The sequence below is a fragment of the Tropicimonas sp. IMCC6043 genome (assembly GCF_004146235.1).
Taxonomy (GTDB): domain Bacteria; phylum Pseudomonadota; class Alphaproteobacteria; order Rhodobacterales; family Rhodobacteraceae; genus Tropicimonas.
The window spans coordinates 46,391-70,618 of sequence record NZ_SELO01000016.1; the positions used below are offsets into that span (position 1 = coordinate 46,391).

Annotated in this window: 28 protein-coding genes and 1 tRNA gene; 17 read left to right on the forward strand and 12 right to left on the reverse strand. The window is 64.3% G+C overall.

Annotated elements, in window-relative coordinates:
- Positions 1-17 precede the first annotated feature (17 nt).
- The 6 genes from mntR to EU800_RS15000 all read left to right on the forward strand — a co-directional run bounded on the left by mntR (position 18) and on the right by EU800_RS15000 (position 4,602).
- The gene (gene mntR, locus EU800_RS14975; protein WP_129633787.1) at positions 18-482 is read left to right on the forward strand and encodes a manganese-binding transcriptional regulator MntR; all 465 of its coding nucleotides are present in this window, start codon (positions 18-20) and stop codon (positions 480-482) included.
- 217 nt (positions 483-699) lie between these two features.
- A complete protein-coding gene (gene sdhC, locus EU800_RS14980) occupies positions 700-1,095 on the forward strand; it encodes a succinate dehydrogenase, cytochrome b556 subunit (protein ID WP_129633789.1) in 396 nt (131 codons plus the stop codon).
- 13 nt (positions 1,096-1,108) lie between these two features.
- Positions 1,109-1,498: a succinate dehydrogenase, hydrophobic membrane anchor protein gene (locus tag EU800_RS14985; RefSeq protein ID WP_129633791.1), complete on the forward strand. Its 390-nt coding sequence runs from the start codon at positions 1,109-1,111 to the stop codon at positions 1,496-1,498.
- 16 nt (positions 1,499-1,514) lie between these two features.
- A complete protein-coding gene (gene sdhA / locus EU800_RS14990) occupies positions 1,515-3,320 on the forward strand; it encodes a succinate dehydrogenase flavoprotein subunit (RefSeq protein ID WP_129633793.1) in 1,806 nt (601 codons plus the stop codon).
- The gene (locus EU800_RS14995) at positions 3,320-3,739 is read left to right on the forward strand and encodes a hypothetical protein (RefSeq protein ID WP_129633795.1); all 420 of its coding nucleotides are present in this window, start codon (positions 3,320-3,322) and stop codon (positions 3,737-3,739) included. Before sdhA ends, EU800_RS14995 begins: the two co-directional genes overlap by 1 nt.
- An 83-nt stretch (positions 3,740-3,822) precedes the next feature.
- A complete protein-coding gene (locus EU800_RS15000) occupies positions 3,823-4,602 on the forward strand; it encodes a succinate dehydrogenase iron-sulfur subunit (RefSeq protein ID WP_129633797.1) in 780 nt (259 codons plus the stop codon).
- 116 nt (positions 4,603-4,718) lie between these two features.
- Here the strand turns inward: EU800_RS15000 and EU800_RS15005 are convergent, their stop codons facing one another.
- The 4 genes from EU800_RS15005 to EU800_RS15020 all read right to left on the reverse strand — a co-directional run bounded on the left by EU800_RS15005 (position 4,719) and on the right by EU800_RS15020 (position 7,100).
- Positions 4,719-5,057 (reverse strand): tRNA-binding protein, encoded by a 339-nt coding sequence (locus EU800_RS15005; protein ID WP_129633799.1) that lies wholly within the window; start codon positions 5,055-5,057, stop codon positions 4,719-4,721.
- Complete coding sequence (proC, locus tag EU800_RS15010) at positions 5,054-5,866, reverse strand: pyrroline-5-carboxylate reductase (protein WP_129633801.1); 813 nt, start codon at positions 5,864-5,866, stop codon at positions 5,054-5,056. The genes EU800_RS15005 and proC overlap by 4 nt, the downstream gene beginning before the upstream one ends.
- Positions 5,867-6,008: 142 nt before the next feature.
- Positions 6,009-6,509, reverse strand: a complete 501-nt coding sequence (locus EU800_RS15015) for a YbjN domain-containing protein (RefSeq protein WP_129633803.1) — start codon at positions 6,507-6,509, stop codon at positions 6,009-6,011.
- A gap of 339 nt (positions 6,510-6,848) precedes the next feature.
- Complete coding sequence (locus EU800_RS15020; protein WP_129633805.1) at positions 6,849-7,100, reverse strand: accessory factor UbiK family protein; 252 nt, start codon at positions 7,098-7,100, stop codon at positions 6,849-6,851.
- A gap of 97 nt (positions 7,101-7,197) precedes the next feature.
- Here EU800_RS15020 and lgt point away from each other — a divergent pair, with 97 nt between their 5' ends.
- The 5 genes from lgt to EU800_RS15040 all read left to right on the forward strand — a co-directional run bounded on the left by lgt (position 7,198) and on the right by EU800_RS15040 (position 11,269).
- Complete coding sequence (lgt, locus tag EU800_RS15025) at positions 7,198-8,124, forward strand: prolipoprotein diacylglyceryl transferase (protein ID WP_129633807.1); 927 nt, start codon at positions 7,198-7,200, stop codon at positions 8,122-8,124.
- Positions 8,121-9,194: a class I SAM-dependent methyltransferase gene (locus EU800_RS15030; protein ID WP_129633809.1), complete on the forward strand. Its 1,074-nt coding sequence runs from the start codon at positions 8,121-8,123 to the stop codon at positions 9,192-9,194. Before lgt ends, EU800_RS15030 begins: the two co-directional genes overlap by 4 nt.
- The gene (gene pgeF, locus EU800_RS15035) at positions 9,191-9,943 is read left to right on the forward strand and encodes a peptidoglycan editing factor PgeF (RefSeq protein WP_129633811.1); all 753 of its coding nucleotides are present in this window, start codon (positions 9,191-9,193) and stop codon (positions 9,941-9,943) included. The genes EU800_RS15030 and pgeF overlap by 4 nt, the downstream gene beginning before the upstream one ends.
- Positions 9,944-10,060: 117 nt before the next feature.
- The gene (locus tag EU800_RS26890) at positions 10,061-10,210 is read left to right on the forward strand and encodes a hypothetical protein (RefSeq protein WP_165354681.1); all 150 of its coding nucleotides are present in this window, start codon (positions 10,061-10,063) and stop codon (positions 10,208-10,210) included.
- A gap of 255 nt (positions 10,211-10,465) precedes the next feature.
- Positions 10,466-11,269 (forward strand): Hint domain-containing protein, encoded by an 804-nt coding sequence (locus tag EU800_RS15040; RefSeq protein WP_165354682.1) that lies wholly within the window; start codon positions 10,466-10,468, stop codon positions 11,267-11,269.
- Positions 11,270-11,284: 15 nt separating this feature from the next.
- Here the strand turns inward: EU800_RS15040 and EU800_RS15045 are convergent, their stop codons facing one another.
- The 5 genes from EU800_RS15045 to ccrA all read right to left on the reverse strand — a co-directional run bounded on the left by EU800_RS15045 (position 11,285) and on the right by ccrA (position 16,184).
- Positions 11,285-12,811, reverse strand: coding sequence for an ATP-dependent RecD-like DNA helicase (locus EU800_RS15045; RefSeq protein WP_129633815.1), 1,527 nt, complete (start codon positions 12,809-12,811; stop codon positions 11,285-11,287).
- An 87-nt stretch (positions 12,812-12,898) separates the two neighbouring features.
- Positions 12,899-13,537, reverse strand: coding sequence for an acyl-homoserine-lactone synthase (locus tag EU800_RS15050; protein ID WP_129633817.1), 639 nt, complete (start codon positions 13,535-13,537; stop codon positions 12,899-12,901).
- 117 nt (positions 13,538-13,654) lie between these two features.
- Positions 13,655-14,368, reverse strand: coding sequence for a LuxR family transcriptional regulator (locus EU800_RS15055; protein ID WP_129633819.1), 714 nt, complete (start codon positions 14,366-14,368; stop codon positions 13,655-13,657).
- A complete protein-coding gene (locus tag EU800_RS15060) occupies positions 14,340-14,549 on the reverse strand; it encodes a hypothetical protein (RefSeq protein ID WP_129633821.1) in 210 nt (69 codons plus the stop codon). Before EU800_RS15060 ends, EU800_RS15055 begins: the two co-directional genes overlap by 29 nt.
- A gap of 351 nt (positions 14,550-14,900) precedes the next feature.
- A complete protein-coding gene (gene ccrA / locus EU800_RS15065) occupies positions 14,901-16,184 on the reverse strand; it encodes a crotonyl-CoA carboxylase/reductase (RefSeq protein WP_129633823.1) in 1,284 nt (427 codons plus the stop codon).
- A 293-nt stretch (positions 16,185-16,477) separates the two neighbouring features.
- On the opposite strand from ccrA, the gene EU800_RS15070 reads away from it, so the two are divergent.
- The 4 genes from EU800_RS15070 to EU800_RS15085 all read left to right on the forward strand — a co-directional run bounded on the left by EU800_RS15070 (position 16,478) and on the right by EU800_RS15085 (position 20,328).
- Positions 16,478-18,445, forward strand: a complete 1,968-nt coding sequence (locus tag EU800_RS15070; RefSeq protein ID WP_129633825.1) for a protein meaA — start codon at positions 16,478-16,480, stop codon at positions 18,443-18,445.
- A gap of 116 nt (positions 18,446-18,561) precedes the next feature.
- Positions 18,562-18,882, forward strand: coding sequence for an H-NS family nucleoid-associated regulatory protein (locus EU800_RS15075; RefSeq protein ID WP_129633827.1), 321 nt, complete (start codon positions 18,562-18,564; stop codon positions 18,880-18,882).
- Positions 18,883-18,955: 73 nt separating this feature from the next.
- A complete protein-coding gene (deoD, locus tag EU800_RS15080; RefSeq protein ID WP_129633829.1) occupies positions 18,956-19,660 on the forward strand; it encodes a purine-nucleoside phosphorylase in 705 nt (234 codons plus the stop codon).
- A gap of 53 nt (positions 19,661-19,713) precedes the next feature.
- Positions 19,714-20,328 carry a thymidine kinase gene (locus tag EU800_RS15085; protein WP_129633831.1) on the forward strand — a complete coding sequence of 205 codons (615 nt, stop codon included), beginning with the start codon at positions 19,714-19,716 and terminating at the stop codon, positions 20,326-20,328.
- Here EU800_RS15085 and EU800_RS15090 read toward each other — a convergent pair.
- Complete coding sequence (locus tag EU800_RS15090) at positions 20,297-20,965, reverse strand: GntR family transcriptional regulator (RefSeq protein WP_129633833.1); 669 nt, start codon at positions 20,963-20,965, stop codon at positions 20,297-20,299. The genes EU800_RS15085 and EU800_RS15090 overlap by 32 nt on opposite strands.
- 12 nt (positions 20,966-20,977) lie before the next feature.
- A complete protein-coding gene (locus EU800_RS15095) occupies positions 20,978-21,697 on the reverse strand; it encodes a M48 family metallopeptidase (protein WP_129633835.1) in 720 nt (239 codons plus the stop codon).
- Between the two features lie 97 nt (positions 21,698-21,794).
- Between EU800_RS15095 and EU800_RS15100 the strand changes: the two genes are divergently transcribed.
- Together EU800_RS15100 and EU800_RS15105 are read left to right on the forward strand one after the other, a co-directional pair.
- Positions 21,795-22,118, forward strand: a complete 324-nt coding sequence (locus EU800_RS15100; protein WP_129633837.1) for a TIGR02300 family protein — start codon at positions 21,795-21,797, stop codon at positions 22,116-22,118.
- Positions 22,119-22,187: 69 nt separating this feature from the next.
- Positions 22,188-22,263, forward strand: a tRNA-Ala gene (locus EU800_RS15105).
- Between the two features lie 206 nt (positions 22,264-22,469).
- Here EU800_RS15105 and EU800_RS15110 read toward each other — a convergent pair.
- Entirely contained in the window at positions 22,470-23,924 is a 1,455-nt protein-coding gene (locus EU800_RS15110; protein WP_165354683.1) for a serine protease, read from the reverse strand.
- Positions 23,925-24,228 lie beyond the last annotated feature (304 nt).

Sequence of the window (24,228 nt, forward strand, 5' to 3'; positions counted from 1 at the left end):
GGCCGGGGAGAGGGTGAATGCAGCAGGATCGAGCGGACGAAGGCGAGGCGACGGTGGAGCCAGAGCGCTTCAACCAGGCGCGAGCCGCACAATCCATGGCGGTACTGGAAGACTATGTCGAGATGATCGGCGATCTCATTAGCGAGTTCGGCGAGGCCCGCATCACCGACATCGCCCAACGCATGGGCGTCACCCATCCGACAGCGACAAAGGCGGTGAGTCGCCTCAAGCGAGAGGGTCTCGCCGTGTCGCGCCCCTATCGTGGCGTCTTCCTGACCGAGGCCGGAGCGGAACTCGCCGAGCGGGTGCGCATGCGCCACCGCACGCTGGTCGACTTCCTGGTCGCCGTCGGCGTGCCCGCCGAGACCGCCGAACTCGATGCCGAGGGCATGGAGCATCACGTGTCCGACGCCACGCTGCGCGCCTTCGAAACCTATCTGGAAAGAGCCCGCGCCTCCGATGGGCCGGACTTTCAGGACTGACCAGGAGACGCCGCACGCCGACCTGCCAATTTCCGATCATATCTGAATATGTATCTCCAAACGCTTGTTTTCGGCGGGCTTTGGCCGCGGCTCGGCGGTTGTTGCGCCGATTTATCGCGCCGAGTCGCACCGCATTCGCGTGACACCCGTCCGGGAAGTATTAGAGAAGGGGGCAAATGCGGGACACATTCCGCGCTAACAAAGGGAGCCAGATCTCATGGCAGATGTGAACCGGGGGAATCGTCCCCTGTCGCCCCACCTCCAGATCTACCGTCCGCATATCCTGATGGTCAGTTCGATCCTCATCCGGATCACCGGCAACGGATCGACGGTCGGCATGGTGCTCGTGCTCTGGTGGCTGCTCGCCGCCGCCGCCGGGCCCGACGTCTACGCCGCACATAGCGCGTGGCTGTTCGGCTGGTGGCTTGCCTATATCGTCTGGTTCGGCGTGATCTGGGCGCTGTGGTACCACATGCTGGGCGGCATCCGTCACCTGATCTGGGACGAGGCTGTTGGCCTCGAGCTCGAGACCGCCGAAAAGCTCGGCTGGATCATCGTCGCAGGCTCCGTCGTCGGCGCCGTCGTGACATCCATCATCCTGCTCATCGTCTGACCCGGAGGCACCCATGTCCTACATGACCGATCGCAAACGCGCCGCCGGCAAGGGCTCGCTGGCCCACGGGGCCGAGCACCAGCTCCAGGTCACCTACAGCTCCTACATGATGGCCACACTGGTCATCCTGTTCCTCATCCGCATCGCGCCGCTCGTCGGCGCCCCCTACGAGGTCGTCCTCGAGGGCCTGACCCGGCCCTTCAACTTCGTCATCATGGGCCTCTTCGTGGTCTCGACCACCTATCACTGGCGTTTCAACATCAAGAAGGTGTTCGAGGACTATGTCCCGCACGGCTTCGACTTCGCCGGCATGATCATCACCACCGCGCTTGGCTGGTTCTTCTGCGGCCTGGGCCTCTTTGCCCTGGTCAAGATCCTGATCGCCTCGATGATCGCTGGCTGAGTTCTGGGAGAATACAATGACCGCATACGATATCACCCATCATACCTATGACGTTGTCGTCGTGGGCGCTGGCGGTGCCGGCCTCCGGGCCACCCTCGGCATGGCCGAGCAGGGGCTGAAGACGGCCTGTGTCACCAAGGTCTTCCCGACCCGGTCGCACACCGTCGCCGCTCAGGGCGGCATCGCCGCATCGCTCGCCAACATGGGCCCGGACAACTGGCAGTGGCACATGTACGACACCGTCAAGGGCTCGGACTGGCTCGGCGACACCGACGCGATGGAATACATGGTCCGCGAGGCACCCAAGGCCGTCTACGAGCTCGAGCATTACGGCGTGCCTTTCTCGCGTACCGAGGAAGGCAAGATCTACCAGCGTCCCTTCGGCGGCCACACCACCGAGTTCGGCGAAGGCCCCTCGGTCCAGCGGACCTGTGCCGCCGCAGACCGCACCGGCCACGCCATCCTGCACACGCTCTACGGCCAGTCGATCAAGAACGACGCGCAGTTCTTCATCGAGTATTTCGCCACCGACCTGATCATGTCCGAAGACGGGCAGTGCCAGGGCGTGCTTGCCTGGAAACTCGATGACGGCACGCTTCACGCCTTCAACGCCAAGATGGTCGTTCTGGCCACCGGCGGCTATGGACGCGCCTATTTCTCGGCCACGTCGGCCCATACCTGCACCGGCGACGGCAACGCGATGATCGCGCGCGCCGGCCTGCCGCTCCAGGACATGGAGTTCGTTCAGTTCCACCCGACCGGCATCTACGGCTCGGGCTGCCTGATCACCGAGGGCGCCCGCGGTGAGGGCGGCTATCTGACCAACTCCGAAGGCGAGCGCTTCATGGAGCGCTATGCGCCGACCTACAAGGACCTTGCCTCGCGCGACGTGGTCAGCCGCTGCATGACGATCGAGATCCGCGAAGGTCGCGGCGTCGGCCCGAACAAGGACCACATCTACCTGCACCTCAACCACATCCCGAAAGAGACGCTCGCCGAGCGCCTGCCGGGCATCACCGAGAGTGCGGAGATCTTCGCCGGCGTCGACCTGACCCGCGAGCCGATCCCGGTGCTGCCGACGGTGCACTACAACATGGGCGGCATCCCGACCAACTACTGGGGCGAGGTGCTCAACCCGACCGAGGACAATCCCGACGCCGTCGCGCCCGGCCTGATGGCCGTCGGCGAGGCGGGCTGCGCTTCGGTCCATGGCGCCAACCGCCTCGGCTCCAACTCGCTGATCGACCTCGTGGTCTTCGGCCGCGCCGCTGCCATTCGCGCCGGCGAGGTGGTCGACCCCGCTGCGGCCAACCCCGAGCTCAACAAGGCGTCGCTCGACGCCGCGCTGGATCGGTTCGACAAGGTCCGCCACGCCGATGGCGGCACGCCTACCGCGGCGCTAAGGCTCGAGATGCAGAAGACCATGCAGGACAACGCCGCCGTCTTCCGCACCGACAAGATCCTCGCCGAGGGCGTCGAGAAGATGAAGGCAGTCGCCAGCAAGCTCGACGACCTGAAGCTCACCGACCGCTCGCTGGTCTGGAACTCCGACCTGATGGAGAGCCTCGAGCTGACCAACCTCATGCCCTGTGCGATGGCCACCATCGTGGGCGCCGAGGCGCGCAAGGAGAGCCGCGGGGCGCATGCCTCCGAGGACCATCCCGAGCGCGACGACGTCAACTGGCGCAAGCACACGTTGGCGGTGGTCGACGGCCCGAACGTGACGCTCAGCTATCGGCCCGTGCATCTTGACCCGCTGACCCCCGAAGCTGAAGGTGGAATCGATACTGCCAAGATTGCACCGAAAGCGAGGGTCTACTGATGAAATACCGGTTCCACCTGCTTACCGCCGCCATTGTGGTCGCAAGCTCCCTGGCGAGCGTCGCCTCCGCAAGCACCACCCTGGATGCCCAGCGCGACGCGATCGTCCAGTGCAAGGCGCAGCGTTTCGTGGGTGGAGCCGCCTACATCGTGCAACGCAAGGGTGCGTCGGCGTCCAGCCAGATGGCGGTCGAGATCCTGCCCTACGACCAGGTGACCTATGTCGATGCGGATGCGATCAACCGCTGCGCGGCCAAGCGTCTGGGCCTCACGCAGGCCGAGATCGACAAGATCGGCTGGCGTACCCGCACAATCGTTCGATCGATCCGCTACCCCAATGGCTATCGCGGCCAGGGCTGCGGTCGAACCCCCTCGATCCTCTACAAGGGCGATCTTTATTGCCAATGGGCAAGGCGCTGACCCGGATGGGTCGGTCAGACATATCACTCGAACCAAAGCCACGCGACGGCTTCCGGCCGCGCCTGGGCATCTGAGGTGACCACATGGTTCAATTCACTCTCCCCCAGAACTCCAAGATCAAGACCGGGAAAACCTGGCCCAAGCCGGAGGGCGCAAAGAACGTCCGCAAGTTCCAGATCTACCGCTGGAACCCCGATGACGGGAAGAATCCACAGATCGATACCTATTTCATCGACATGGACAAGTGCGGCCCGATGATCCTCGACGCCCTGATCAAGATCAAGGACGAGATCGATCCGACGCTGACCTTCCGGCGCTCCTGCCGCGAGGGGATCTGCGGCTCCTGCGCGATGAACATCAACGGCATCAACAAGCTGGCCTGCATCTGGGGCATCAACGAGCAGAAGGGAGACATCAAGATCTACCCTCTGCCGCATATGGCCGTGGTGAAGGATCTCGTCCCGGACCTCACGCTGTTCTATGCCCAGCACGCTTCGATCATGCCCTGGCTCGAGACCAAGACGCCGGCGCCCGAGAAGGAATGGCTGCAAAGCCCCGAGGACCGCGCGAAGCTCGACGGCCTCTATGAATGCGTGCTCTGCGCCTCCTGCACCGCTTCCTGCCCCGCCTACTGGTGGAACGGCGACCGGTATCTCGGCCCGGCCGCGCTGCTGCATGCCTATCGCTGGATGATCGACAGCCGCGACGAGGCCACCGGCGAACGGATTGACGACGTGGAAGACCCCTACAAGCTCTATCGCTGCCACGTCATCATGAACTGCACCCAGACCTGCCCGAAGGGCCTGAACCCCGGCAAGGCGATCGCCGAGATCCGCCTCCTGGCGCAGGAACGCCTGCACTGAACGCTAAAGGCAGTCTTGAGACACCAGGGCCCGGCCAGATGGCCGGGCCCGTTTCGTTTTCGGAGTGCAACGGATGGGTGGGCCGCGCGGTGCCTTGCCGAAGCAGGCGTGTACGCTCAGAACATCCTTGCACCTGCCGCCACCGCCGCATCCGGTGCCAGCAGGACGACTTCGCCCTCTGCGTCCGGCACGCCCAGAACCAGCACCTCCGACATGAACTTCCCGATCTGCCGGGGCGGGAAATTTACCACCGCCATGACTATCCGCCCGGGCAGCGTCTCGACATCGTAGTGTCGGGTGATCTGCGCCGAGCTCTTCTTCTCGCCGATCTCCGGCCCGAAATCGATCCAGAGCTTGATCGCCGGCTTACGCGCCTCCGGAAAAGGCTCCGCTTTCAGAACGCGTCCGGCCCGGATGTCGACCTTCAGGAAGTCCTCGAAGGAAATCTCGCTCATGTCGCCAGCTCCCGGCTCCGCGCCGCCGCCGCGCCGACTGCCCGTTCCAGCAGCGCCGGAAACCCGTTCTCCGGGCGCATCAGGACCTCAAGGGCCGCCGCCGTCGTTCCCCCGGGCGAGGTCACGTTCACACGCAACTGCGCCGCGCTCTCATCGGCCTGGTGGAGCAATTCCCCGGCGCCCTCAACGGTCGCCCGGGCGAGCTGCATCGCCAGCGTCTCCGGAAGCCCCTGCGCAACCCCGGCCTGCGCCATCGCCTCGACGAGGTGGAACACATAGGCCGGCCCGGACCCAGACAGCGCCGTCACCGCGTCCATCTGCGCCTCCTCCTCCAGCCGAACGACCGCGCCGACTGCTCTCAGCAATCGCTCCGCAAGGTCCAGATGCGCCGCCGTCGCCTCTGCATTGCCGATGATCGCCGTGATCCCCCGTCCGACCGCCGCCGGCGTGTTCGGCATTGCCCGGATAACCGGCGTCCCTTCCCCAAGAACTGCCTCGAAGTACAAGATCGGCGTCCCCGCCGCGACTGACAGGAAGAGCGTGCCGCCACCTCCGAACCCGGCCAGGTTGGGCAGAGCCTCGGCCATCATCTGCGGCTTGACGGCCACGAGAACGATCGCTGGATCCTTTGGCAGATCTCCGTCGAGCCGTACCCCCTGCGCTTTCAGCCAGTCCGATGGCTTGGGATCAATCACGCTCACCGCTCCGGCCGGGAAACCGTCCGCCAGCCAGCCCTGCAGCATCGCCGACCCCATCTTGCCGCAGCCCAGGAGCACAAGCCCCCGCGCCCTCACCGCATCCATGTCCATAAATTCCCTCCAGACCTGTACGCGGCCGAAGCTAACCTCCATGCAATCCGGCGGCAACGACCCGACAGCCAGCTGTCCTGGGATATCCTAGCGAAAATCTCGCGCAGGGCGCGCGACGGGGTCGGTCAAGTTCTGTAGAGGGTCAGGCCCGCCCGAACGCCTCGGCGATGGCGATCTGCATCGCCGCTTCCGGGTCCTGGTCGCCCCAGACCACGAGCTGGAAAGCCGGGTAATAGCGTTCGGCGGCCATCACCGCCGTGCCGATCAGCCGGTCGATCTGGTCTGGATGCGGAATCTGCCCGCCGCCCAGAACCAGCCCGTAGCGATAGGTCATCAACTGCTGGTCGACCCAGTAGGTGAAGGCGCCCGCCCAGCAGGCATCGTTGACCTTGTTCAGCGCCTCGTAGAGCTTCGGCAGCCGCGCTTCGGGCGGCTCCATCTCGAAGGTACAGATGAGCCTCAGCGTCTCGTCATAGGCCGACCAGGCGAGCGTGATCGAATAGGTCCGCCACTGCCCCTCGACCGCCATCGCGATCTGGTCCTCGGCGACCCGGTCGAAATCCCAGGAGTTGGATTCCGCCAGAGTCTCGACGATGTCGATCGGATGAATGTCATCTGTCAGGAAATCTTCGGAGAGTGACATGCCGGGCCTCATTTTTTACACGCCCTAGCCTGTTGCCGACAACTAGGGCTTGGTGCCTGCTCTAGGTCCGGCAGTACGTGCCACCGACCTTACAACATATGGTGCGTGCAAAAGCCCCGGCCTGTAAAGCGGAATTTTTGTGACAGGGTTCCGCTCCTCCGCAAGATGTAGCAGAGTGACAGAGGTCTGGTAGACGGGATGCCGCAAGGAACGATAGGGCTGTCCTGTCGCAGAGACACCAAGCCCACCGCGCCGCATGCGGTGGGCAATTTCGGCAGAGGCCCCGCGATTGTTTGTCCCAGGAGCAGCCGGACCCGGCAGCCCTTGGCGACTATTGCGTCAGGATTTCTTCGTCGCGGCCTCGAGGGCCTCGATCCGCGCCTTGAGCGCCTCGTTTTCCTCGCGCGCTTTCTGCGCCATGGTGCGCACGGCGTCGAATTCCTCGCGCGTGACGAAATCGCGGTCGGCAAGCCAGCGGTCGACCATGGACTTGAAGGCGGTCTCCGCTTCTTCCTTTGCGCCCTGGGCCACGCCCATCGCATTGGTCATCAGCTGGGACATGTCGTCAAAAAACCTGTTGCGGCTCTGCATGGGGCACCCGTTCGTTACATCCAAGCCCTATATGGCCCTCACCGCAGGCGGCCTCAAGGTTGACTTTGCCACAGCGAGGCGATCAAGAGCGGATACCATGAAGGCACTCATCCCGTTCCCCGAGCCGAGCCCGGAACTCTTCTCCATCTCGCTATTCGGCATGGAGTTCGCGCTGCGCTGGTATGCGCTGGCCTATATCGCCGGGCTGCTGATCGGCTGGCGCCTGATCGTGGCGCTGGTCAAGCGCCCCGCGCTCTGGCCCGACTCCGGCCCGCCGATGCGGCCGCGCCAGGTCGAGGACCTGTTGACCTGGGTCATCCTCGGCGTCGTTCTCGGCGGACGGCTCGGTTTCGTGCTGTTCTACAAGCCAGCCTACTATTTCGAGCACCCCGCCCAGATCCTCGCGGTGTGGGAGGGCGGCATGTCCTTTCACGGCGGGCTCCTCGGCACCATTCTCGCCGCCTGGATCTATACCGGCCGCAACGCTATCCCGCGTCTCGGCGCTGCCGACGCGCTGGCCATCGCCGCGCCTTTGGGCCTGTTCTTCGGCCGACTCGCCAATTTCATCAACGCCGAGCTTTGGGGCCGGCCCTCGGATGTGCCCTGGGCGATGAAATTCCCCACCATGTGTCACGATCCGGCCTGGCAGGGCTGCCCTACGGCCGGCGAATGGTTCTATTACGGCTCCGAACTCGCACGCCACCCGAGCCAGCTTTACGAGGCTGCCCTCGAAGGGCTGCTTCTCGGCGCTTTCCTTCTGTGGCTGGCGCTGCGACGCAACGCGCTCAAGAAGCCCGGGTTCATTGCCGGAAGCTTCTTCGCCGGCTACGGGCTCGCACGTTTCGTCGTCGAGTATTTTCGCCAGGCCGACGCACAGTTCATCACGCCGGACAATCCGCTCGGCTTTGCGATCGGCTCCGGCAGCATCGGCCTGACCATGGGGCAACTGCTCTCGCTGCCAATGGTCGCTCTCGGCCTCGCGCTGATCGCGCTATCCCGTCGACGGACACCGAAGCCGGCATGACCCCCCTCGGAGAGATCCTGCTCAGCCGGATCGACGTGACCGGCCCGATACCGCTGTCCGAGTATATGGCCGAGTGCCTGCTCCATCCCGAGCACGGCTACTACACGCGCGGCGATGCCTTTGGCGCGGCGGGTGATTTCATCACCGCACCGGAGATCAGCCAGATGTTCGGCGAGCTTCTCGGCCTCGCCCTCGCCCAGAGCTGGATTGACCAGGAACGCCCGTCCGGCGCCGTCCTGGCGGAGGTCGGGCCGGGGCGCGGCACGCTGATGGCGGACGCGCTGCGTGCAATGGCCACGGTCGCGGGCCTCCCGGAGGCGTTCGACCTGCATCTGGTCGAGGCGAGCCCGCGCCTCCGGCAGCGCCAGCGCGCGGCGCTCTCCGGCCATTCCGCGCGCTGGTGCGACCGGCTCGCGGAGCTTCCCGAGGCGCCGCTCTTTCTCGTCGCCAACGAGTTTCTCGACGCGCTGCCGATCCGGCAGTTTCTCCGCCACGCAGACGGCTGGCGCGAGCGCCTGGTCCACCGCGACGGAAACCGGCTGGTGCCGGTCTTCTCCGCCACGGCCGCGGTGCCGGCGCTCGACCACCGACTCGGCGACACCGAGGAGGGAGAGATCGTCGAGCTCTGCCCCAGCCTGCCGACACAGATTGCTGTGATGGCCAGCCGTATCGCGCGGCACGGCGGCACGGCGATTCTCGTCGATTACGGTGACTGGCGCTCGCGTGGCGACACCTTCCAGGCCGTCCTTGGCCATGCGCCTACCGACCCATTCGCGGCCCCGGGCGAAGCCGACCTGACCGCCCATGTCGATTTCGAGGCAGTCGCACGCGCTGCTCAAAGCGCGGGTGCAGCCGTCACGGCAATGGTTCCGCAGGGCCTCCTTCTTGAGCGCCTCGGGATTACCCAACGAGCGCAGACGCTTGCGAGGTCGCTCCGCGACGAGGCGGCAATCGACGCGCATGTTTCGGCGCATCGGCGCTTGACCCATCCGCAGGAAATGGGTTCGCTCTTCAAGGCAATCGCGATTTACCCGAAAGGGTCCAACCCGCCACCCGGATTCGAGACATGACGCTGGAAATGCTGACATCTGAGGCGATCGCCCCTCTGCGCCACGGGTTCTTCACCCGCCGCGGCGGCGCCTCCTCGGGCGTCTTCGAGGGGCTGAACTGCGGTCCGGGCTCGATGGACCAGTCGGATATCGTGGCGATCAACCGCGAGCGCGTCGCCCTGGCCTTGGGCGTGGCCCCTTCGGCGCTGGTCTCGATGCACCAGACCCATTCGACCGAGGTTGCGGTCATCGAGACCCTGCCCGACCGCGCGCCGCGCGTCGACGCCATGGTGACGGACCGGCCGGGGCTCGCGCTCTCGGTGCTCACGGCCGATTGCCAACCCGTGCTCTTCGCCGATCACGAGGCGGGCATCATCGGTGCCGCCCATGCCGGCTGGCGTGGCACCCTGGATGGCGTGCTGGAGGCGACGCTCGATGCGATGGAGCGGCTCGGCGCGACCCGCTCCGATATTTCCGCCGTGATCGGCCCGACGATCAGCCAGGCCAGCTATGAGGTCGGTTGGGAGTTCTTCGAGGATTTCATCGCCGAAGATCCCGACAACCAGCGCTTCTTTGCCGGCGGCGGCGAGAAACCGCATTTCGACCTCCCCGCCTACGGGCTTCACCGGATGCGCCGTGCCGGTATTGGCCATGCGGTCTGGACGCGCCACTGCACCTATTCGGACCCGCAGCGCTTCTTCTCCTATCGCCGCTCGCTGCACCGCAAGGAACCCGACTACGGAAGGCTGATCTCGGTCATCCGGCTCTGAACCCGCGAGATCGTCCCGCTTCCGACAAAGTCGTGCCCGAATCCCTGGCGATATTGTCCGTGATCGGGAAACAACTGCGCCGCATGTCGCGGCGGGCCGCCAAGGTGGAGCAAGACCATGAACAACCGCTGGATGGAATCGGTGCTGGAGGCCGCCGAAGAGAACATCGTGGAGATGCCCTGGGCCCGCGGCCAGCGGCGCCAGGAAATGATCGCCCGCCGCGCCTCTGCCGAGGCATCCCGGAAGGCGCCGCGGCTCCGCGCGTGAACTCGGCCATTCGGACACCGCAAACGCCTGTCGCCGATATCGCTGCGGCGGGCGTCGTGATTCGGAGCCGGGTAAATGCGACCGCTCGCGTGGAAACAAACCCCGGCCGGAGATGAGATTGGCCGCGGATCGGGTGCAAATCGGAGTGGGATTTTGACAACCCGTCAGGCAGGCGGGCAATACTCTGAACAGACATGTCCTTCTGCGACCTGGTGGGGGCCACGGCAGATGCGACCGACCGAGAGGATCGATTGCATGACCACCCCGCGCGTAGCGTTTGGCCCCTCGACGGCGGAGAAACTCCGCGTCGCGGCTTCTTTTCCTGACAGGATTCCCCATCCGGATTGGTCACCGCGTGCCGCGAACCCGGTCGTCCGGCAATTCGACATCGCGTATCTGACGCCTTACGGGGAGATCGCGCATGTCTCCCGCAGCGCCCCGGCCACGCCGGTCTTCGAGGAAGCCTTCTCGGCGCTGACCCGCGGCACGCTGATTGCCACCGAAGACGGCCCGATCGCGGTGGAGGACCTGCACCCCGGAGCGATGCTGCGCACCGTGGCCAACGGGCCGCAGCCGCTGCTCTGGATCGGCAGCACGCAGATCGACGTCGACACGGAGCGCCGATCCGGACCGGCCCCGTTGCGGCTGACGCGGTTCGCCGCCGAATCATTCGGCGTCGGCCGTCCCGCGCCCGACCTGCTTCTCGGCCCGCGCGCTCGCATCCTCTATCGCAGCCCACGTTGCCAAGAAATGCTGGGCACGTCTCAGGCTTTCGCTCCGGCGCATGGCTTCATCGACGGCGACAGCGCCGTCGAAATCACGCCCTTCGCACCGGTCCGCCTCTATCACCTCGCCCTGCACGGCCAGCAGGTGATACTGGCCAACGGGATCGAGGTGGAGAGCTACCACCCCGGCCCGCAGGTCGAGAGCCTCGCGGACCGCGCCACCTGCGAAGCGCTGCGTGAGCTTTTCCCGCATGTGGAACGACTCGACGGTTTCGGCCCGATGCCGATCCCGCGCCTTACCGGATTCGAACTGGAAACGTTGCGCGGCGGCTGATCCCGCACCCGCGCCTTACTCCTCGACCTGTTCGAGCGTGAGGACCGGCGCCGGCACGGCGAGATCGCTGGTGTCCAGCGCCGCCTTCGGCTTCCCGAGCCGATAGCGGGTGACCCAGATGAGCTGCTCCTCCGCGCGGGTGATCGCCACATAGGCGAGCCGTTTCCACAGCGGCTGGCCCGATTCCACCCGCCCTGCCCGCGCCGCTGCATAGAGATCGGGCGCGAAAACCTGCACCACCGGCCATTGCGACCCCTGCGCCTTGTGGATCGTTACCGCCGCGCCATGCAGGAAAGTCGCGCCCATGCCGGCGGCAAAGGGAATGAACGGCTCCTCCTCGTCGGGCATCTCGATCTTGATGATCGACGCGGCCGAGAGCCGGGGATCTTCGGCGCCGACCACATGGAGCTGCGAGAAGCCGGGTTTTCGGCCCGGGCCGAGATAGACCACCTGGGCACCCTTTATGAGACCGCGCGCCTCAAGGTCGAGCCGCTTGCGGCGGTGCTTTACAGGCAGTTCGATGCCGTCGCAGATGAGCGGTTCGCCGGGCAGCAGGCTGTCGGCCGGCGCGCCATAGGCGGCACGGAAGGCGTGGATCAGCCGGATGCGCGTGGCGTTGCGCCAGACGAGCACCGGCGAGCGTGCCATCAGTTCGGATTCGACACGCTGACCGATGATGACCCGTTCGTCCTGCCGCGCGGCATCCTCGACCATCCGTTCGAACTGCTCGAAGCTTAACTCTGGGTCAGCCAGCGCATGGGCGAGATCGAGGATCGGGTTGTCGCCAGCCTGCCGGTGAACGCGGTGCAGCACAACCTTGCGGCCCTCCGGCAGGCTGTCGAAGATCATGCCGCCGGGTGTATTGACCGGGGCGAGCTGCGCCGGATCGCCGAACAGGAGTAGCGTCGGAAAGATCTCCCTCAGATCCTCGAACTGCTTTGCGTCGAGCATCGAACTCTCATCGACAAACCCGATGTCGAGCGGCTCCTCGCGCCGCTTCCAGCCGGTGATGAAGTCCGACCCGCGCAACCCGGCGGCGGCCAGCGCGCCGGGGATCGACTTGTGGGACTGATAGAAGGCGTAGGCGCGATCGAGCGCGATATCGGTCAGACCCTCGACCTCCGGCCGATCACCCTGACCGGCAAGCCATTCGGCGATGCGTTCGTATTCGGGGTCGTAGACCGGGGTGTAGAGGATGCGGTGGATCGTCGTCGCGGGCACGCCGCGTCCGCGCAGGACGCTCGCTGCCTTGTTCGTCGGCGCCAGTATTGCCAGCGTGCGCCGATCCCGGCGCCGCCTTCCTTCCCAGTCCCCAGAAACGATATCGACGCCGATCGCCTCGAGTTCCTGGGCAAGCCGCGCCAGCAGCACGGTCTTTCCCGAGCCGGCCTTGCCGATCACGGCCAGAACGCCCGGGCCGGCCTCGGCGCGCGGCGTCAAAAGCTCTTCGTGCAGATCGACACCGGCCGAGGCGAGCACATCTGCCGCCCGGTCCCAGGCCTCCGCCTGGTCTTCCGAAAATGTCAGGGCCGCCTGAGGCATGCCCGGACCCTACTGGCTGCAGAGTCCAGACACCAGATGGCGCGACCCGTCCCGTTTGGACACGCCCTCACGACCCGTCTGCAACCGTCAGGCGCTCTCGGCGAAGTCCCGGCGCGGCTGGCGGTTGAACGAGCGGTTGAACCAGGAGAGCGACGTCTCGCGGTCGATACCGAGCCGCTTGATCGTCGGAACCCAGGCAGCGGGTTTCATCTCCCAGAGTCCGACGCCGATGCGGTCCTTGCCCTCACCCGCGCTGCCGATGACATCCGGATCGACATGGTAGAGGCGATAGATCCGCTCCATCCGCGGGTCGAAGACACCGCAGAAATGCGACAGCCTGAAGTTGTCCATCAACTCCCCGCCGCCGAGCACCAGCGCCGCCGCCGCACGCCGGTCGGCGCGCGGAGAGATGCAGAAGCGGGTACATTCCCAGATAAAGGGCGATTCGATTTTTACGCCGTCGAGCAGGTGCGAGAAGTGCTCGTTGATCATCGTGCGCCCGGTGGTGGGCAGGAAACGCATCGAGCCTCCGTGGCTCCCGTCGTCCAGTTCCCAGATCACGTAGAGCGGGTTCAGAACGTCGTATTGATCGCGTTCCTCACCATTTGCATTCACCGAGACGTCCCAGCCCAGGCGATGCGAGAATTGCTCGGCCCTGTCCCGGAACATGGTGTCCCGGAGTTTGGCGAAGCGGTCGAGGTCGGTTCCGTAAACATAACGCAGCATGACGAGTGGCTCCTTTCCGTCGGATGCAGAAAGGATTGTCCAAACTTAGTTAACAGAAACCTACCCACCCCCGGAAATGATGCACCAAAGACACCAAGAACCGTGGATTGACTGGATTCAGACAACAATCAGCCCGCGCGACAGCGCCCGGGCCACTGCGTGCGTCGTGTTGATCGCTCCGAGCTTGTGGCGCGCAGCCTCGATATAAACGCGGAGCGTGTGTTCGGATATGTCCATCTCCTGTGCTGCCTGGGCCCGGCTCATCCCCTTCGCCAGATAGGTCATCGCCGCAAGTTCCCGCGGCGAAAGCGCCGGTGCCGGTGCCGAATCGCCTCCCTGCTCGAACTCGAGCGCTTTCTTGTTGAATTCATGCGCGATGATCATGAGATCGCGCATGTTTTCATCGATGAAACTCGCCCAGCCGAAATCGTCCTTATTGTCCGATGCCGTAAACAGCGCGAACTGCCCGGCCGGCCCGCGAATCGGGATCGAGAAGCCCTGGTTTCCGACCCCGTATTCCACGGCCTCCTTGAAGAAGGCGCGCGCCGCCCGGCTCGACCAGTCGAGGTCCTTCCAGTCGACGGGATTGAAACGTTGCAGGCAGCCGAGGATCACCGGATCCATGCGCAGGTAGTCTTTCTCGACATACCGGTCGACCCAGTCCTGGCTGTAGGTACCTGCTCCGAAGCGTTCGCCTTTCGAGTTCACCCAGTGATAGACGATATGCGCGATCTCGTAGTAATCCCGAAGCTGCTCGGTCGCGGACTGCAGATCGCCGACATCCTCCGCGTTCTGCACGAATTCACACAGCGCCTCGAGCCTCTCCTTCATGACGCGCCGCCACTCGTCGCCTGTCCGCGCCATCCGGATCGCTGCCACCCGCCTGACAGACGATCTCTGCACTCGCGACGTGTCGTGCGTCGTCGAGCTGCTCGGCCAGCGCGGTCAGGCCGTTGCCGCGCGCGTAGCTGCCGAGGTCCGTCAGAACATCCAGTATCCATGCATGTTTCATAGCAGAAGCTCATCCGTCTTCATCAACAAAGGTTGATACAACTCTAACACGAGCCCCCCCTGGGCCCATATTCACGGCTTTATCCTCCCCCAAAATGGTGAGGCAAATGATCACAACCCCCTGATTTCGGGGACTTCGGTTCAGAACGCGCGCTGCGCATCAGTCATGTCCCACGACTCGTACCATTGGCCGGTACGCGGCTCTCGCGGCGCGCGTCCGGAGATCGATATCCTCATGCGGGAAAGGGGCACCCGAAGGCGGAAATGCGCTGCAGGATCCGGCCCGCACAACAGAAGGCCGCCGCCCGGGCATCCCGGGCGGCGGCCCAAAAATCAGCGTAAGGCGTGAGCGTCAGCGGCGCGCTTCGAGCGCGTCCTCAAGCGTGCGCAGCCCGGTTGTCGGCGCCTGCACGAGCACTGCCATGTTGCCCGGCTTGTGCTCGTTGCGCAGCATCTTCATGTGGGCCTTCGGGATCTCGTCCCAAGGAAAGACCTCGGACATGCAGGGATCGATCCGGCGTTCGACCATCAGCCGGTTCGCCGCGGCGGCCTGTTTCAGGTGCGCGAAATGCGAGCCCTGCAGGCGCTTCTGATGCATCCACATGTAGCGGACATCGAAGGTGCAGTTGAAACCGGTCGTGCCGGCGCAGATCACGACCATGCCGCCCTTCTTGCAGACGAATGTCGAGACCGGGAAGGTCGCCTCGCCCGGGTGCTCGAAGACCATGTCGACATTGACGCCCTTGCCGGTGATGTCCCAGATCGCCTTGCCGAACTTCCGCACCTCCTTGAACCAGGCGGCGTATTCCGGCGTGTTGACCTTCGGCAACTGGCCCCAGCAGTCGAAATCCTTGCGGTTGAGGACGCCCTTGGCGCCGAGCGTCATAACGAAGTCGCGCTTGCTCTCGTCCGAGATCACACCGATCGCGTTGCCGCCGGCGGCGTTGATGAGCTGGATCGCGAAGGACCCCAGCCCTCCCGACGCCCCCCAGACCAGAACGTTCTGTCCGGGCTTTAGCTCGTGCGGGTGGTGGCCGAAGAGCATCCGGTAAGCGGTGGCCAGCGTGAGCGTGTAGCAGGCGCTTTCCTCCCAGGTCAGGTGCTGCGGCCGCGGCAGGAGTTGCTGCGCCTGCACGCGGGTAAACTGAGCGAAGGACCCGTCCGGCGTCTCGTACCCCCAGATCCGCTGCGAGGGCGAATACATCGGGTCGCCGCCGTTGCACTCCTCGTCGTCACCATCGTCCTGGTTGCAGTGGATCACGACCTCGTCACCGACCTTCCAGGACTTCACCTTGGAGCCGACGGCCCAGACGATGCCCGAGGCATCGGACCCCGCGATATGGTACGGCGCGCCGTGGCCGTCAAACGGCGAGATCGGCACGCCGAGCCCGGCCCAGACGCCGTTATAGTTCACGCCCGCGGCCATCACCAGCACCAGCACCTCGTGGTTGTCGAGCGACGGCGTGTCCACCACCTCGACCTGGAAGGACTTGTCCGGCTCGCCATGCCGCTCGCGGCGGATTGCCCAGGCATACATCTTCGGCGGCACGTATCCCATCGGGGGCATCTCTCCGATCTCGTAAAGTTCCTTCTCCGGAGCCTGGTAGCTCGCGTGGGTCATGTCATCCAGAGCCATGTCACTCTCCCTGTCTTCGCGTGCCGCGATGCAGAATCATCGCGGGGTTCGGGATTTGATACGGTTCGTCACGCAACATTGCAACATCACATTCGGTATTTTTGAAACTTTATGTCCCAGCGGATTCCTGAAATCCGCCGGAACCGTTGTTTCGCGGCCATTTCCTTCTGTCGGCGCTCGCAAGGTCAGGTTTCAGCGCCCGCCGCAACGCAGCGAATTGACAGCGCCACAATCTTTCGAATAACTCACCAAGAACGAAATCTTGTTGCCCACCACGAGTCACGAGGCCTCCGATGACGGATACGACGAAAGACCGCCCCTGGCTGTTCCGCACCTATGCCGGCCATTCGACCGCCGCCAAATCGAACGCGCTCTACCGGACCAACCTCTCGAAGGGCCAGACCGGGCTTTCCGTGGCCTTCGACCTGCCAACCCAAACCGGTTATGACAGCGATCACGCGCTTGCGCGCGGCGAGGTCGGCAAGGTGGGCGTGCCGGTGGCGCATCTGGGCGACATGCGGGCTCTGTTCGACCAGATCCCGCTCGAGCAGATGAACACCTCGATGACGATCAACGCCACCGCGCCCTGGCTGCTGGCGCTCTACATCGCGGTGGCCGAGGAACAGGGCGCGGATGTCGCCAAGCTCCAGGGCACGGTGCAGAACGACATCATCAAGGAATACCTCTCGCGCGGCACCTATATCTGCCCGCCGAAGCCTTCGCTGAAACTCATCACCGACGTGGCCGAATACTGCTACCGCGCCGTGCCGAAATGGAACCCGATGAATGTCTGTTCCTATCACTTGCAGGAGGCGGGCGCGACGCCGGAGCAGGAACTCGCCTTCGCGCTGGCCACCGGCCAGGCCGTGCTGGACGGCCTCAAGGACAAGGTGCCGGCGGAAGACTTCCCGAAGCTCGTCGGCCGCATCTCCTTTTTCGTCAACGCAGGCATCCGCTTCGTCACCGAGATGTGCAAGATGCGCGCCTTCGTCGACCTTTGGGACGAGATCTGCCGAGAACGCTACGGCGTCGAAGATCCGAAATACCGCCGCTTCCGCTACGGCGTGCAGGTCAATTCGCTGGGGCTGACCGAACAACAGCCCGAAAACAACGTCTACCGTATCCTGCTCGAGATGCTGGCCGTCACGCTCTCCAAAAAGGCGCGTGCCCGGGCCGTCCAGCTTCCGGCCTGGAACGAGGCGCTCGGTCTGCCGCGCCCCTGGGATCAGCAATGGTCGCTCCGGATGCAGCAGATCCTGGCCTACGAAACCGACCTTCTGGAATACGAGGATCTGTTCGACAATAATCCCGCGGTCGAGGCGAAGGTCGAGGCGCTCAAGGCGGGCGCGCGCCACGAACTGGCCAATCTGGAGAGCATGGGCGGTGCGATCGGCGCGATCGAATACATGAAGGCGCAGCTGGTGAATTCCAATGCGGACCGGCTGAACGAGATCGAGACCGGCGGCACCGTGGTTGTCGGTGTCAACCGCTGGACCGAGGCCGAACCCTCGCCGCTGATGGACGAGGATGGCGGCATCATGATCGTCGATCCCGATGTCGAGCAGGACCAGATCGACCGGCTGAATGCCTGGCGCGCCGATCGCGACGGTGCAGCGGTCGCGGCGGCCCTTGCCGCGCTGCGCGACGCGGCGAAGTCCGGCGCGAATGTCATGGAGCCCTCCATCGCCGCCGCGAAGGCCGGCGTGACCACCGGCGAATGGGCCGGGATCATGCGCGAGGTTTTCGGCCAGTTCCGCGGGCCGACCGGAGTCTCGCGCGCGCCCTCGAACAGGACCGAGGGATTGGAAGAGATCCGCGCTGCTGTCGATGCGGCCTCCGATCGGCTCGGCCGGCGGCTGAAACTCCTGGTTGGCAAACCTGGACTCGACGGCCATTCCAACGGCGCCGAACAGATTGCTTTTCGTGCCCGCGATTGCGGTATGGACATCGACTACGAGGGAATTCGCCTGACGCCCGAGGAAATCGTCGATGCCGTCCGCCGGGAAGACCCCCATATCGTCGGTCTCTCCATCCTTTCGGGCAGCCATATCCCGCTGGTTTCCGATCTGATGGAAAAGCTGCGCGCGGCCGGCCTCGGGCATATTCCGGTCATTGTCGGCGGGATCATTCCCGAGGACGATTCTGAAAGGCTGCGCGCGATGGGCGTTCAGAAAGTCTATACCCCCAAGGATTTCGAACTGAACCGGATCATGATGGATATCGTCGCACTGGCCGACCCGCGAAACATGGCCGCGGAATAGTCCTTTTAGACAGGTCCAACCGGAAATTTCCGTCAATTCGGTGCATTTCAACGATTTGCCGATTGCGTTCCCGGGAATCTTGTGCCCAGAAAACGGCACACTATTCGGAGTCTAGAATGCCAAACGACCTCAAAAAGATGTCCCGCGCCGAACTCGAGCAGCTGCGCAAGGACGTGGACAAGGCCTTGTCGACGCTGGCCGATCGCGAGCGCATGGCGGCCCTTGCAGCGGCGGAAAAGGCCGTAAAGGAATACGGATTCAGCCTGAAGGAACTGACCGGCGTTGCACCGGCGCGGTCCAAGGGGAAGGCCAAGAACCCGCCGAAATACCGCCATCCCGAGAATCCGGAGATCACCTGGACCGGTCGCGGGCGCAAGCCGCAATGGATCAAGGAAGCCGAGGACGCCGGAAAGGATATCGACGCCTTCAAGATCTGAGGCGCGCATGCATTGCCGCCCCGAGTTTTCCTGAGCGGACCGCGGTCGCGGTCCGTTTGCTTTGGAGGAACAAATGACGATTCATATCGGCGCCAAGCCCGGAGAAATCGCCGAAACCGTGCTCATGCCGGGCGATCCCTATCGCGCGAAATGGGCCGCGGAAACCTTTCTCGACGACCCCACCTGCGTGAATGAAACCCGCGGAATGCTCGGCTTCACCGGCAACTGGAAGGGAAATCGCGTGACCATCCAGGGGTCCGGCATGGGAATGCCCTCCCTGTCGATCTATGCAAATGAGCTGATCCGGGATTACGGAGCGAAGACGCTGATCCGGATCGGGTCGGCCGGCGCAATGCAGACGGATGTGAAGGTCCGCGATGTCGTCATCGCAATGACCTCCTCGTCGCTCTCGACGCCGTCGAACGGCATCTTCCGCGAGCTTCGCTATGCGCCCTGCGCTGAATACGGCCTGCTCGCGGCCGCTGTCCGCGCGGCCGAGGCGCACGACGTGCGCACCCATGTCGGCGGCATCTATTCCTCGGATGTCTTCTACGACGAGCGCCCCGACCTGACCGAGCAGCTCACCCGACATGGCGTGCTTGCGGTCGAGATGGAGGCGGCTGAGCTCTATACCGTGGCCGCGCGCTACGGGCGGCGGGCGCTTGCCATCTGCACGATCTCCGACCACCTGCTGACCGGAGACGCCCTGCCCGCCGCGGACAGGGAACGAAGCTTCGGAGAGATGGTGGAGATCGCGCTGACGGCAGCTTTCGCCTGATTGCCGCGCCGGCTCGGCTTGCCTGCCTTGCCGGCGCAGGCTAATCGCGAAGAATGGCCAAGCTCTATTTCCACTACTCGACCATGAACGCGGGCAAGTCGACGACCCTGCTTCAGGCGTCCTACAACTACCGCGAGCGTGGCATGCAGACCTACCTGCTGACGGCGGGCGTGGACACCCGTGCCGGCCACGGACGGATCGGATCACGGATCGGCATTTCGGCCGAGGCGGATGTGTTCGGCCGCTCGGACGACCTTTTCGCGCTCATCCGCAAGCGTCTCGCCGAGGGCCCTTGCGCCTGCGTCTTCGTCGACGAGGCGCAGTTCCTGATTGAGGAACAGGTCTGGCAAATTGCCCGCGTCGTGGACGACCTCAAGCTTCCGGTCATGTGCTACGGGCTTCGCGTCGATTTCATGGGGCGGCTGTTCCCCGGCTCGGCCGCACTGCTGGCACTGGCAGACGAAATGCGCGAGGTGCGCACGATCTGCCATTGCGGCAAGAAGGCGACGATGGTGGCGCGGATGGGTCCCGACGGTCAGGCCCTGCGCGAGGGCGCGCAGGTTCAGATCGGCGGCAACGAGACCTATGTGTCGCTCTGCCGGCGACACTGGCGCGAAGCGGTCGGCGACCGGCCGGTTACTGCGCCAGGAGACGAAGACCCCGTGTGACGTCGCTGCGCACGGCAAGCTTGAGCGAGGGCTCGTCGCCCGCCTTGAGCGCGGCGATGATCAGCTTGTGGTTATAGGGCGCCTCCTGGCGTCTCAGCCGGTCATAAAGCATGCCCATCGTCGGCCCGAGTTGCAGCCAGACCGTCTCCGCCATCGCCAGCATCGCCGGCGCCTGCGCGCGCAGGTAGAGCGCGCGGTGGAACTCGAGATTGGCCTTGATATAGGCCGGTGCGTCCTGCCGCGCGTTGGTCTCGGCGATCGTGTGGTTGATCACCTGCATCCGTTCGATCAGCGCCATATGCGCCCGTGGCAGCGCCCTTGCGGCAAGTTCCGGCTCGAGAAGAGCCCGGAGCGCCGCCAGTTCCTCGATCCGTTCGTTGGTGAGCTCCGGCGTCGCCACCCGGCCCGAGGCGGACATGGTCAGCGCACCCTCCGCCACCAGACGCCGCAGCGCCTCGCGCACCGGCGTCATCGAGACGCCGAATTCCTTGCCGATCCCACGCAGGGTGAGCGCCTGGCCCGGCATCATTTCTCCGTGCATGATCCGAGTCCGCATGGCGCGGAAGACGCGGTCATGTGCGGCCACCGCGGGAGCGGATGGCGAGGCGGTGTCAGGCGTGCGCGGGGTCAGATACATGGCCGATCTTGGTCACGTCGCGCCGTCACCGTCAATGGCCGCGGCCGTGAAGCGATAGCGGTGCAGCGCCTCGCCATGGGCCCGGAGCCAGTCCCGCTCGGGTGCGTATCCCGGCCGGAGCCGCGCCACGGCCGCCCAGAACCGCGGCCCGTGATTCATCTCTGCCAGATGCGCCACCTCGTGGGCAGCCACGTAGTCGAGCACCTGCGGTGGCGCGAGCACGAGCCGCCAGGAGAACATCAGAGCCCCCTGCGCCGAACAGGACCCCCAGCGCGAGCGCGTATCGCGGATCGTGATCCGGCTGTAGGGGCGCCCGAGCGCGCCGGAGTAGCGATCCGCCGCTGCCACCAGCCGGTCCCGCGCATGCGCCTTCAGGAGCCCCGCCACCACTGGCGGCGCGGCGTTCACCCGATCGGAAACCTCGATACGTGCCTGCGAGAAATTCAGTCGGCTTCGCGCCGCCTCCACAACCCGCATCTCGACGCCCCCGACCGGCAGGACGGCGCCGAACTCGGCACGGATCTCGTCCGGCCGTTCGGCAAGCCGAGCGCGGATCCAGGCCGCCTTTTCCTGCGCGAAATTGAGCGCCCGCGCGGGCGAGGCAGTTCTCGGCATCGTCAGGGTCACCCGCCCGTCGAGCCGCGACACACGCAGCGAATATCGCCGCGCCCTAGCGGATCGCCGAAGCACCAACTGCACCGGCGGATCGCCCGGCAACATGTGTTCGCTCATCGCGTCCTCCCGCCCCGGTCGCTTTGCGTTTGACAGGCCAGCCTAGCTGTGGCATCGGGCGGCTTTCGCCAACCGCCCTCAGATGAAGGACCATCCGATGCCCAAGGAAGAATGGGGAGTCAAGCGTGTCTGCCCGACCACCGGGAAACGGTTCTACGATCTCGGCCGGGACCCGATCGTCAGCCCCTACACCGGCGAGACCGTGCAGCTCGACACCGGCGCCAAATCTCGCGTCCTGATCAAAGAAGAAAAAGAAAAGAAATCCGCGCCCGACGACGATACCCTGATCGACGATGATGATGATCTCGATGCCGATGCAGACGTCGACCTCGGCGACGACGTGCTCGACGACGACGCGGACGAGGACAACGTCTCGCTCGACGATATCGCCGATGTCAGTTCGGACGACGACGACTCGTGACGTCGCTTTCGGCAGGGGATCATTTTTCCCTTGAACTCCTGCAGGGCGGTGACTAGACACCGCTCTACCGGGGCCATAGCTCAGTTGGGAGAGCGCTTGCATGGCATGCAAGAGGTCAGGGGTTCGACTCCCCTTGGCTCCACCAAATCATTCCCATAACCGATTGTTTTATAAATACATTTCGGATCGCATCGGAAATTCTACCCTTCCTTCTACCTTTGCTGGTTTCGAAGCAGACACTGCGGACGCGGTGAGATTTCACGCGCTGGTGACGCAGGTGAATCGCACTACTCCGCCGCGTAGGTCTTGCTGACGGTCTCGTTCACGTCAAAAGATGAACGGAGTCGTAGACTAGTAGCACGTGATGAACCGCGTGAACCCTTGGACTTTCTCCGCGAGATCCACCGGGTTCATCCCCGGGGCTTCGTCTGCTTCCCTCGGTTCGACACCGTTCTGGAACAGGAAGAGCTTGGCAATCTCTCCCCGAATCGCGAAGTTGACATTCTGCGGAATGTCGCCGAATGCATCCGCGACGACTTGGGCGTTGAGCTTTGCAACGACGACGCCCACGACATTTCCTGCCGCGTCAACGACCGGTCCCCCGGAATTGCCGGGCTGAACCGGTGCCGAAATCTGCATCTCGCTGACGTCGCCGCCCAAGCCCTTAAGGCTCGCAACTGTGCCGCGAGTAACATTGAGGCCGCCGAGGAGCCCGGCGTAGGGATACCCGGCGATGGTGACGTCCGAATTCAGGCGTGCAGGATTGTCGGCAAAAACAGCGCTTGCCCAGCCCGAAGCTCCTTCCACGGCGAGTAAGGCCAAATCAAAGCCTTCGTCGGCTGCAATGAGCTTTGCCGGATGGTCGTCTACCTCGATCAATTGGCATTCGCCGGCCACGTGGTAGTTTGTCAGCACCAGCCCATCGGGCGAGACCACAAAGCCGGTACCTGAGCCTCCGCTGGATTGGGACCCATTAGTCGCCGGTGGCCGCCCATCCGGAAGCATTGCCGATGGTCTTTTGGAGCTATGCTCTGGCTCATCCTCCAGAACTGCAACCAACGCTGAAACTCCGCTCGTCAACTTGCCGGGTGGAAGGAACACCGGGGGAGCCGATCCGGGCCGTATGCTTCCAGAGACGGCAGCAAGTTGTCCCCCGTCGGCATCACTAGCGGAAAGCATGACAGTCGACCACAAGCGCCCGCGCAGATCCGAGCGAGTGTAAAGTGAATTTCCTGGTCCGGTCCGAGCAGATGTGATCCAGACATCTGATCTGCGCACTTCGTAGGGGGTCGTGCCGGCTACCGCCTGATCGAGGGTATAGGCATGGAGGCGGCCGACTTGCGAGGCATCACCCCTCGTGAGTGAATACGCCAACGATGTCTCAGTGTGGTTGAGGTTGGCAAAACTCCCTGATGTTCCGGCATCCCGGATCTTCTTGGTTGGCACCAGCAGAGAAATGTCGAGCGTCTCCAGATGACGCTCCTCCCATCCATCCTTCTCGAATTGGTCGAGTGTTTGCACTGCAAGCAACGTAGCCAGCCAGTTTGGGACAGGTCCAAATATCTCGTTCTGGACAGCATACCTTTCCAGCGCTCGCTGACTTCCCGCGCCCCAGGCACCGTCCAGCATGGCGTTATAGGTCCCGCTGAGAGCCAGTCCCGCCTGAAGGAAGCGTTTTTCGGCTGCGCTGAGATTCCTCGCGTCGAACTCCAAATATAGCTCTTCCTCGGTGTAAGCTTCGACCGGGGAAACGCCGAAGAGCAAGGCCAAGATTAGGCAAATCGCGGCTTCAAGGGTGTTCCGCATGCTTCCTGTCTCCCGGACCATCGGAGCCGTAGCGTCGCCAGTGGCGCGCTTTTTCGCCGCCGAAGTTGTCTACCCGTTGCAAGCACATCCCACCCCCTTATGGCACGTCTTGTCACGGGAGATGCATGAGTCGCCGCAGGCCTTGCCTTTACGACAAGTCTTGCAGCAAGTAGCATCGAGAACTGTCCCGCTTCTGTCGGAGAGTGCATTGTTCCAGACATCGAGGATCGAAGCCGTCTCGCTTGATACCGTCGAAACGGAAGCTTCACCGGCCATCGCTCCTGAAGAGAACAACGCTATGGTA

Coding starts and splice junctions, on each gene's coding strand:
- mntR (WP_129633787.1), top strand. CDS start 18: ATGCAGCAGGATCGAGCGGACGAAGGCGAGGCGACGGTGGAGCCAGAG.
- sdhC (WP_129633789.1), top strand. CDS start 700: ATGGCAGATGTGAACCGGGGGAATCGTCCCCTGTCGCCCCACCTCCAG.
- EU800_RS14985 (WP_129633791.1), top strand. CDS start 1,109: ATGTCCTACATGACCGATCGCAAACGCGCCGCCGGCAAGGGCTCGCTG.
- sdhA (WP_129633793.1), top strand. CDS start 1,515: ATGACCGCATACGATATCACCCATCATACCTATGACGTTGTCGTCGTG.
- EU800_RS14995 (WP_129633795.1), top strand. CDS start 3,320: ATGAAATACCGGTTCCACCTGCTTACCGCCGCCATTGTGGTCGCAAGC.
- EU800_RS15000 (WP_129633797.1), top strand. CDS start 3,823: ATGGTTCAATTCACTCTCCCCCAGAACTCCAAGATCAAGACCGGGAAA.
- EU800_RS15005 (WP_129633799.1), bottom strand. CDS start 5,057: ATGAGCGAGATTTCCTTCGAGGACTTCCTGAAGGTCGACATCCGGGCC.
- proC (WP_129633801.1), bottom strand. CDS start 5,866: ATGGACATGGATGCGGTGAGGGCGCGGGGGCTTGTGCTCCTGGGCTGC.
- EU800_RS15015 (WP_129633803.1), bottom strand. CDS start 6,509: ATGTCACTCTCCGAAGATTTCCTGACAGATGACATTCATCCGATCGAC.
- EU800_RS15020 (WP_129633805.1), bottom strand. CDS start 7,100: ATGCAGAGCCGCAACAGGTTTTTTGACGACATGTCCCAGCTGATGACC.
- lgt (WP_129633807.1), top strand. CDS start 7,198: ATGAAGGCACTCATCCCGTTCCCCGAGCCGAGCCCGGAACTCTTCTCC.
- EU800_RS15030 (WP_129633809.1), top strand. CDS start 8,121: ATGACCCCCCTCGGAGAGATCCTGCTCAGCCGGATCGACGTGACCGGC.
- pgeF (WP_129633811.1), top strand. CDS start 9,191: ATGACGCTGGAAATGCTGACATCTGAGGCGATCGCCCCTCTGCGCCAC.
- EU800_RS26890 (WP_165354681.1), top strand. CDS start 10,061: ATGAACAACCGCTGGATGGAATCGGTGCTGGAGGCCGCCGAAGAGAAC.
- EU800_RS15040 (WP_165354682.1), top strand. CDS start 10,466: ATGACCACCCCGCGCGTAGCGTTTGGCCCCTCGACGGCGGAGAAACTC.
- EU800_RS15045 (WP_129633815.1), bottom strand. CDS start 12,811: ATGCCTCAGGCGGCCCTGACATTTTCGGAAGACCAGGCGGAGGCCTGG.
- EU800_RS15050 (WP_129633817.1), bottom strand. CDS start 13,537: ATGCTGCGTTATGTTTACGGAACCGACCTCGACCGCTTCGCCAAACTC.
- EU800_RS15055 (WP_129633819.1), bottom strand. CDS start 14,368: ATGAAGGAGAGGCTCGAGGCGCTGTGTGAATTCGTGCAGAACGCGGAG.
- EU800_RS15060 (WP_129633821.1), bottom strand. CDS start 14,549: ATGAAACATGCATGGATACTGGATGTTCTGACGGACCTCGGCAGCTAC.
- ccrA (WP_129633823.1), bottom strand. CDS start 16,184: ATGGCTCTGGATGACATGACCCACGCGAGCTACCAGGCTCCGGAGAAG.
- EU800_RS15070 (WP_129633825.1), top strand. CDS start 16,478: ATGACGGATACGACGAAAGACCGCCCCTGGCTGTTCCGCACCTATGCC.
- EU800_RS15075 (WP_129633827.1), top strand. CDS start 18,562: ATGCCAAACGACCTCAAAAAGATGTCCCGCGCCGAACTCGAGCAGCTG.
- deoD (WP_129633829.1), top strand. CDS start 18,956: ATGACGATTCATATCGGCGCCAAGCCCGGAGAAATCGCCGAAACCGTG.
- EU800_RS15085 (WP_129633831.1), top strand. CDS start 19,714: ATGGCCAAGCTCTATTTCCACTACTCGACCATGAACGCGGGCAAGTCG.
- EU800_RS15090 (WP_129633833.1), bottom strand. CDS start 20,965: ATGTATCTGACCCCGCGCACGCCTGACACCGCCTCGCCATCCGCTCCC.
- EU800_RS15095 (WP_129633835.1), bottom strand. CDS start 21,697: ATGAGCGAACACATGTTGCCGGGCGATCCGCCGGTGCAGTTGGTGCTT.
- EU800_RS15100 (WP_129633837.1), top strand. CDS start 21,795: ATGCCCAAGGAAGAATGGGGAGTCAAGCGTGTCTGCCCGACCACCGGG.
- EU800_RS15110 (WP_165354683.1), bottom strand. CDS start 23,924: ATGCGGAACACCCTTGAAGCCGCGATTTGCCTAATCTTGGCCTTGCTC.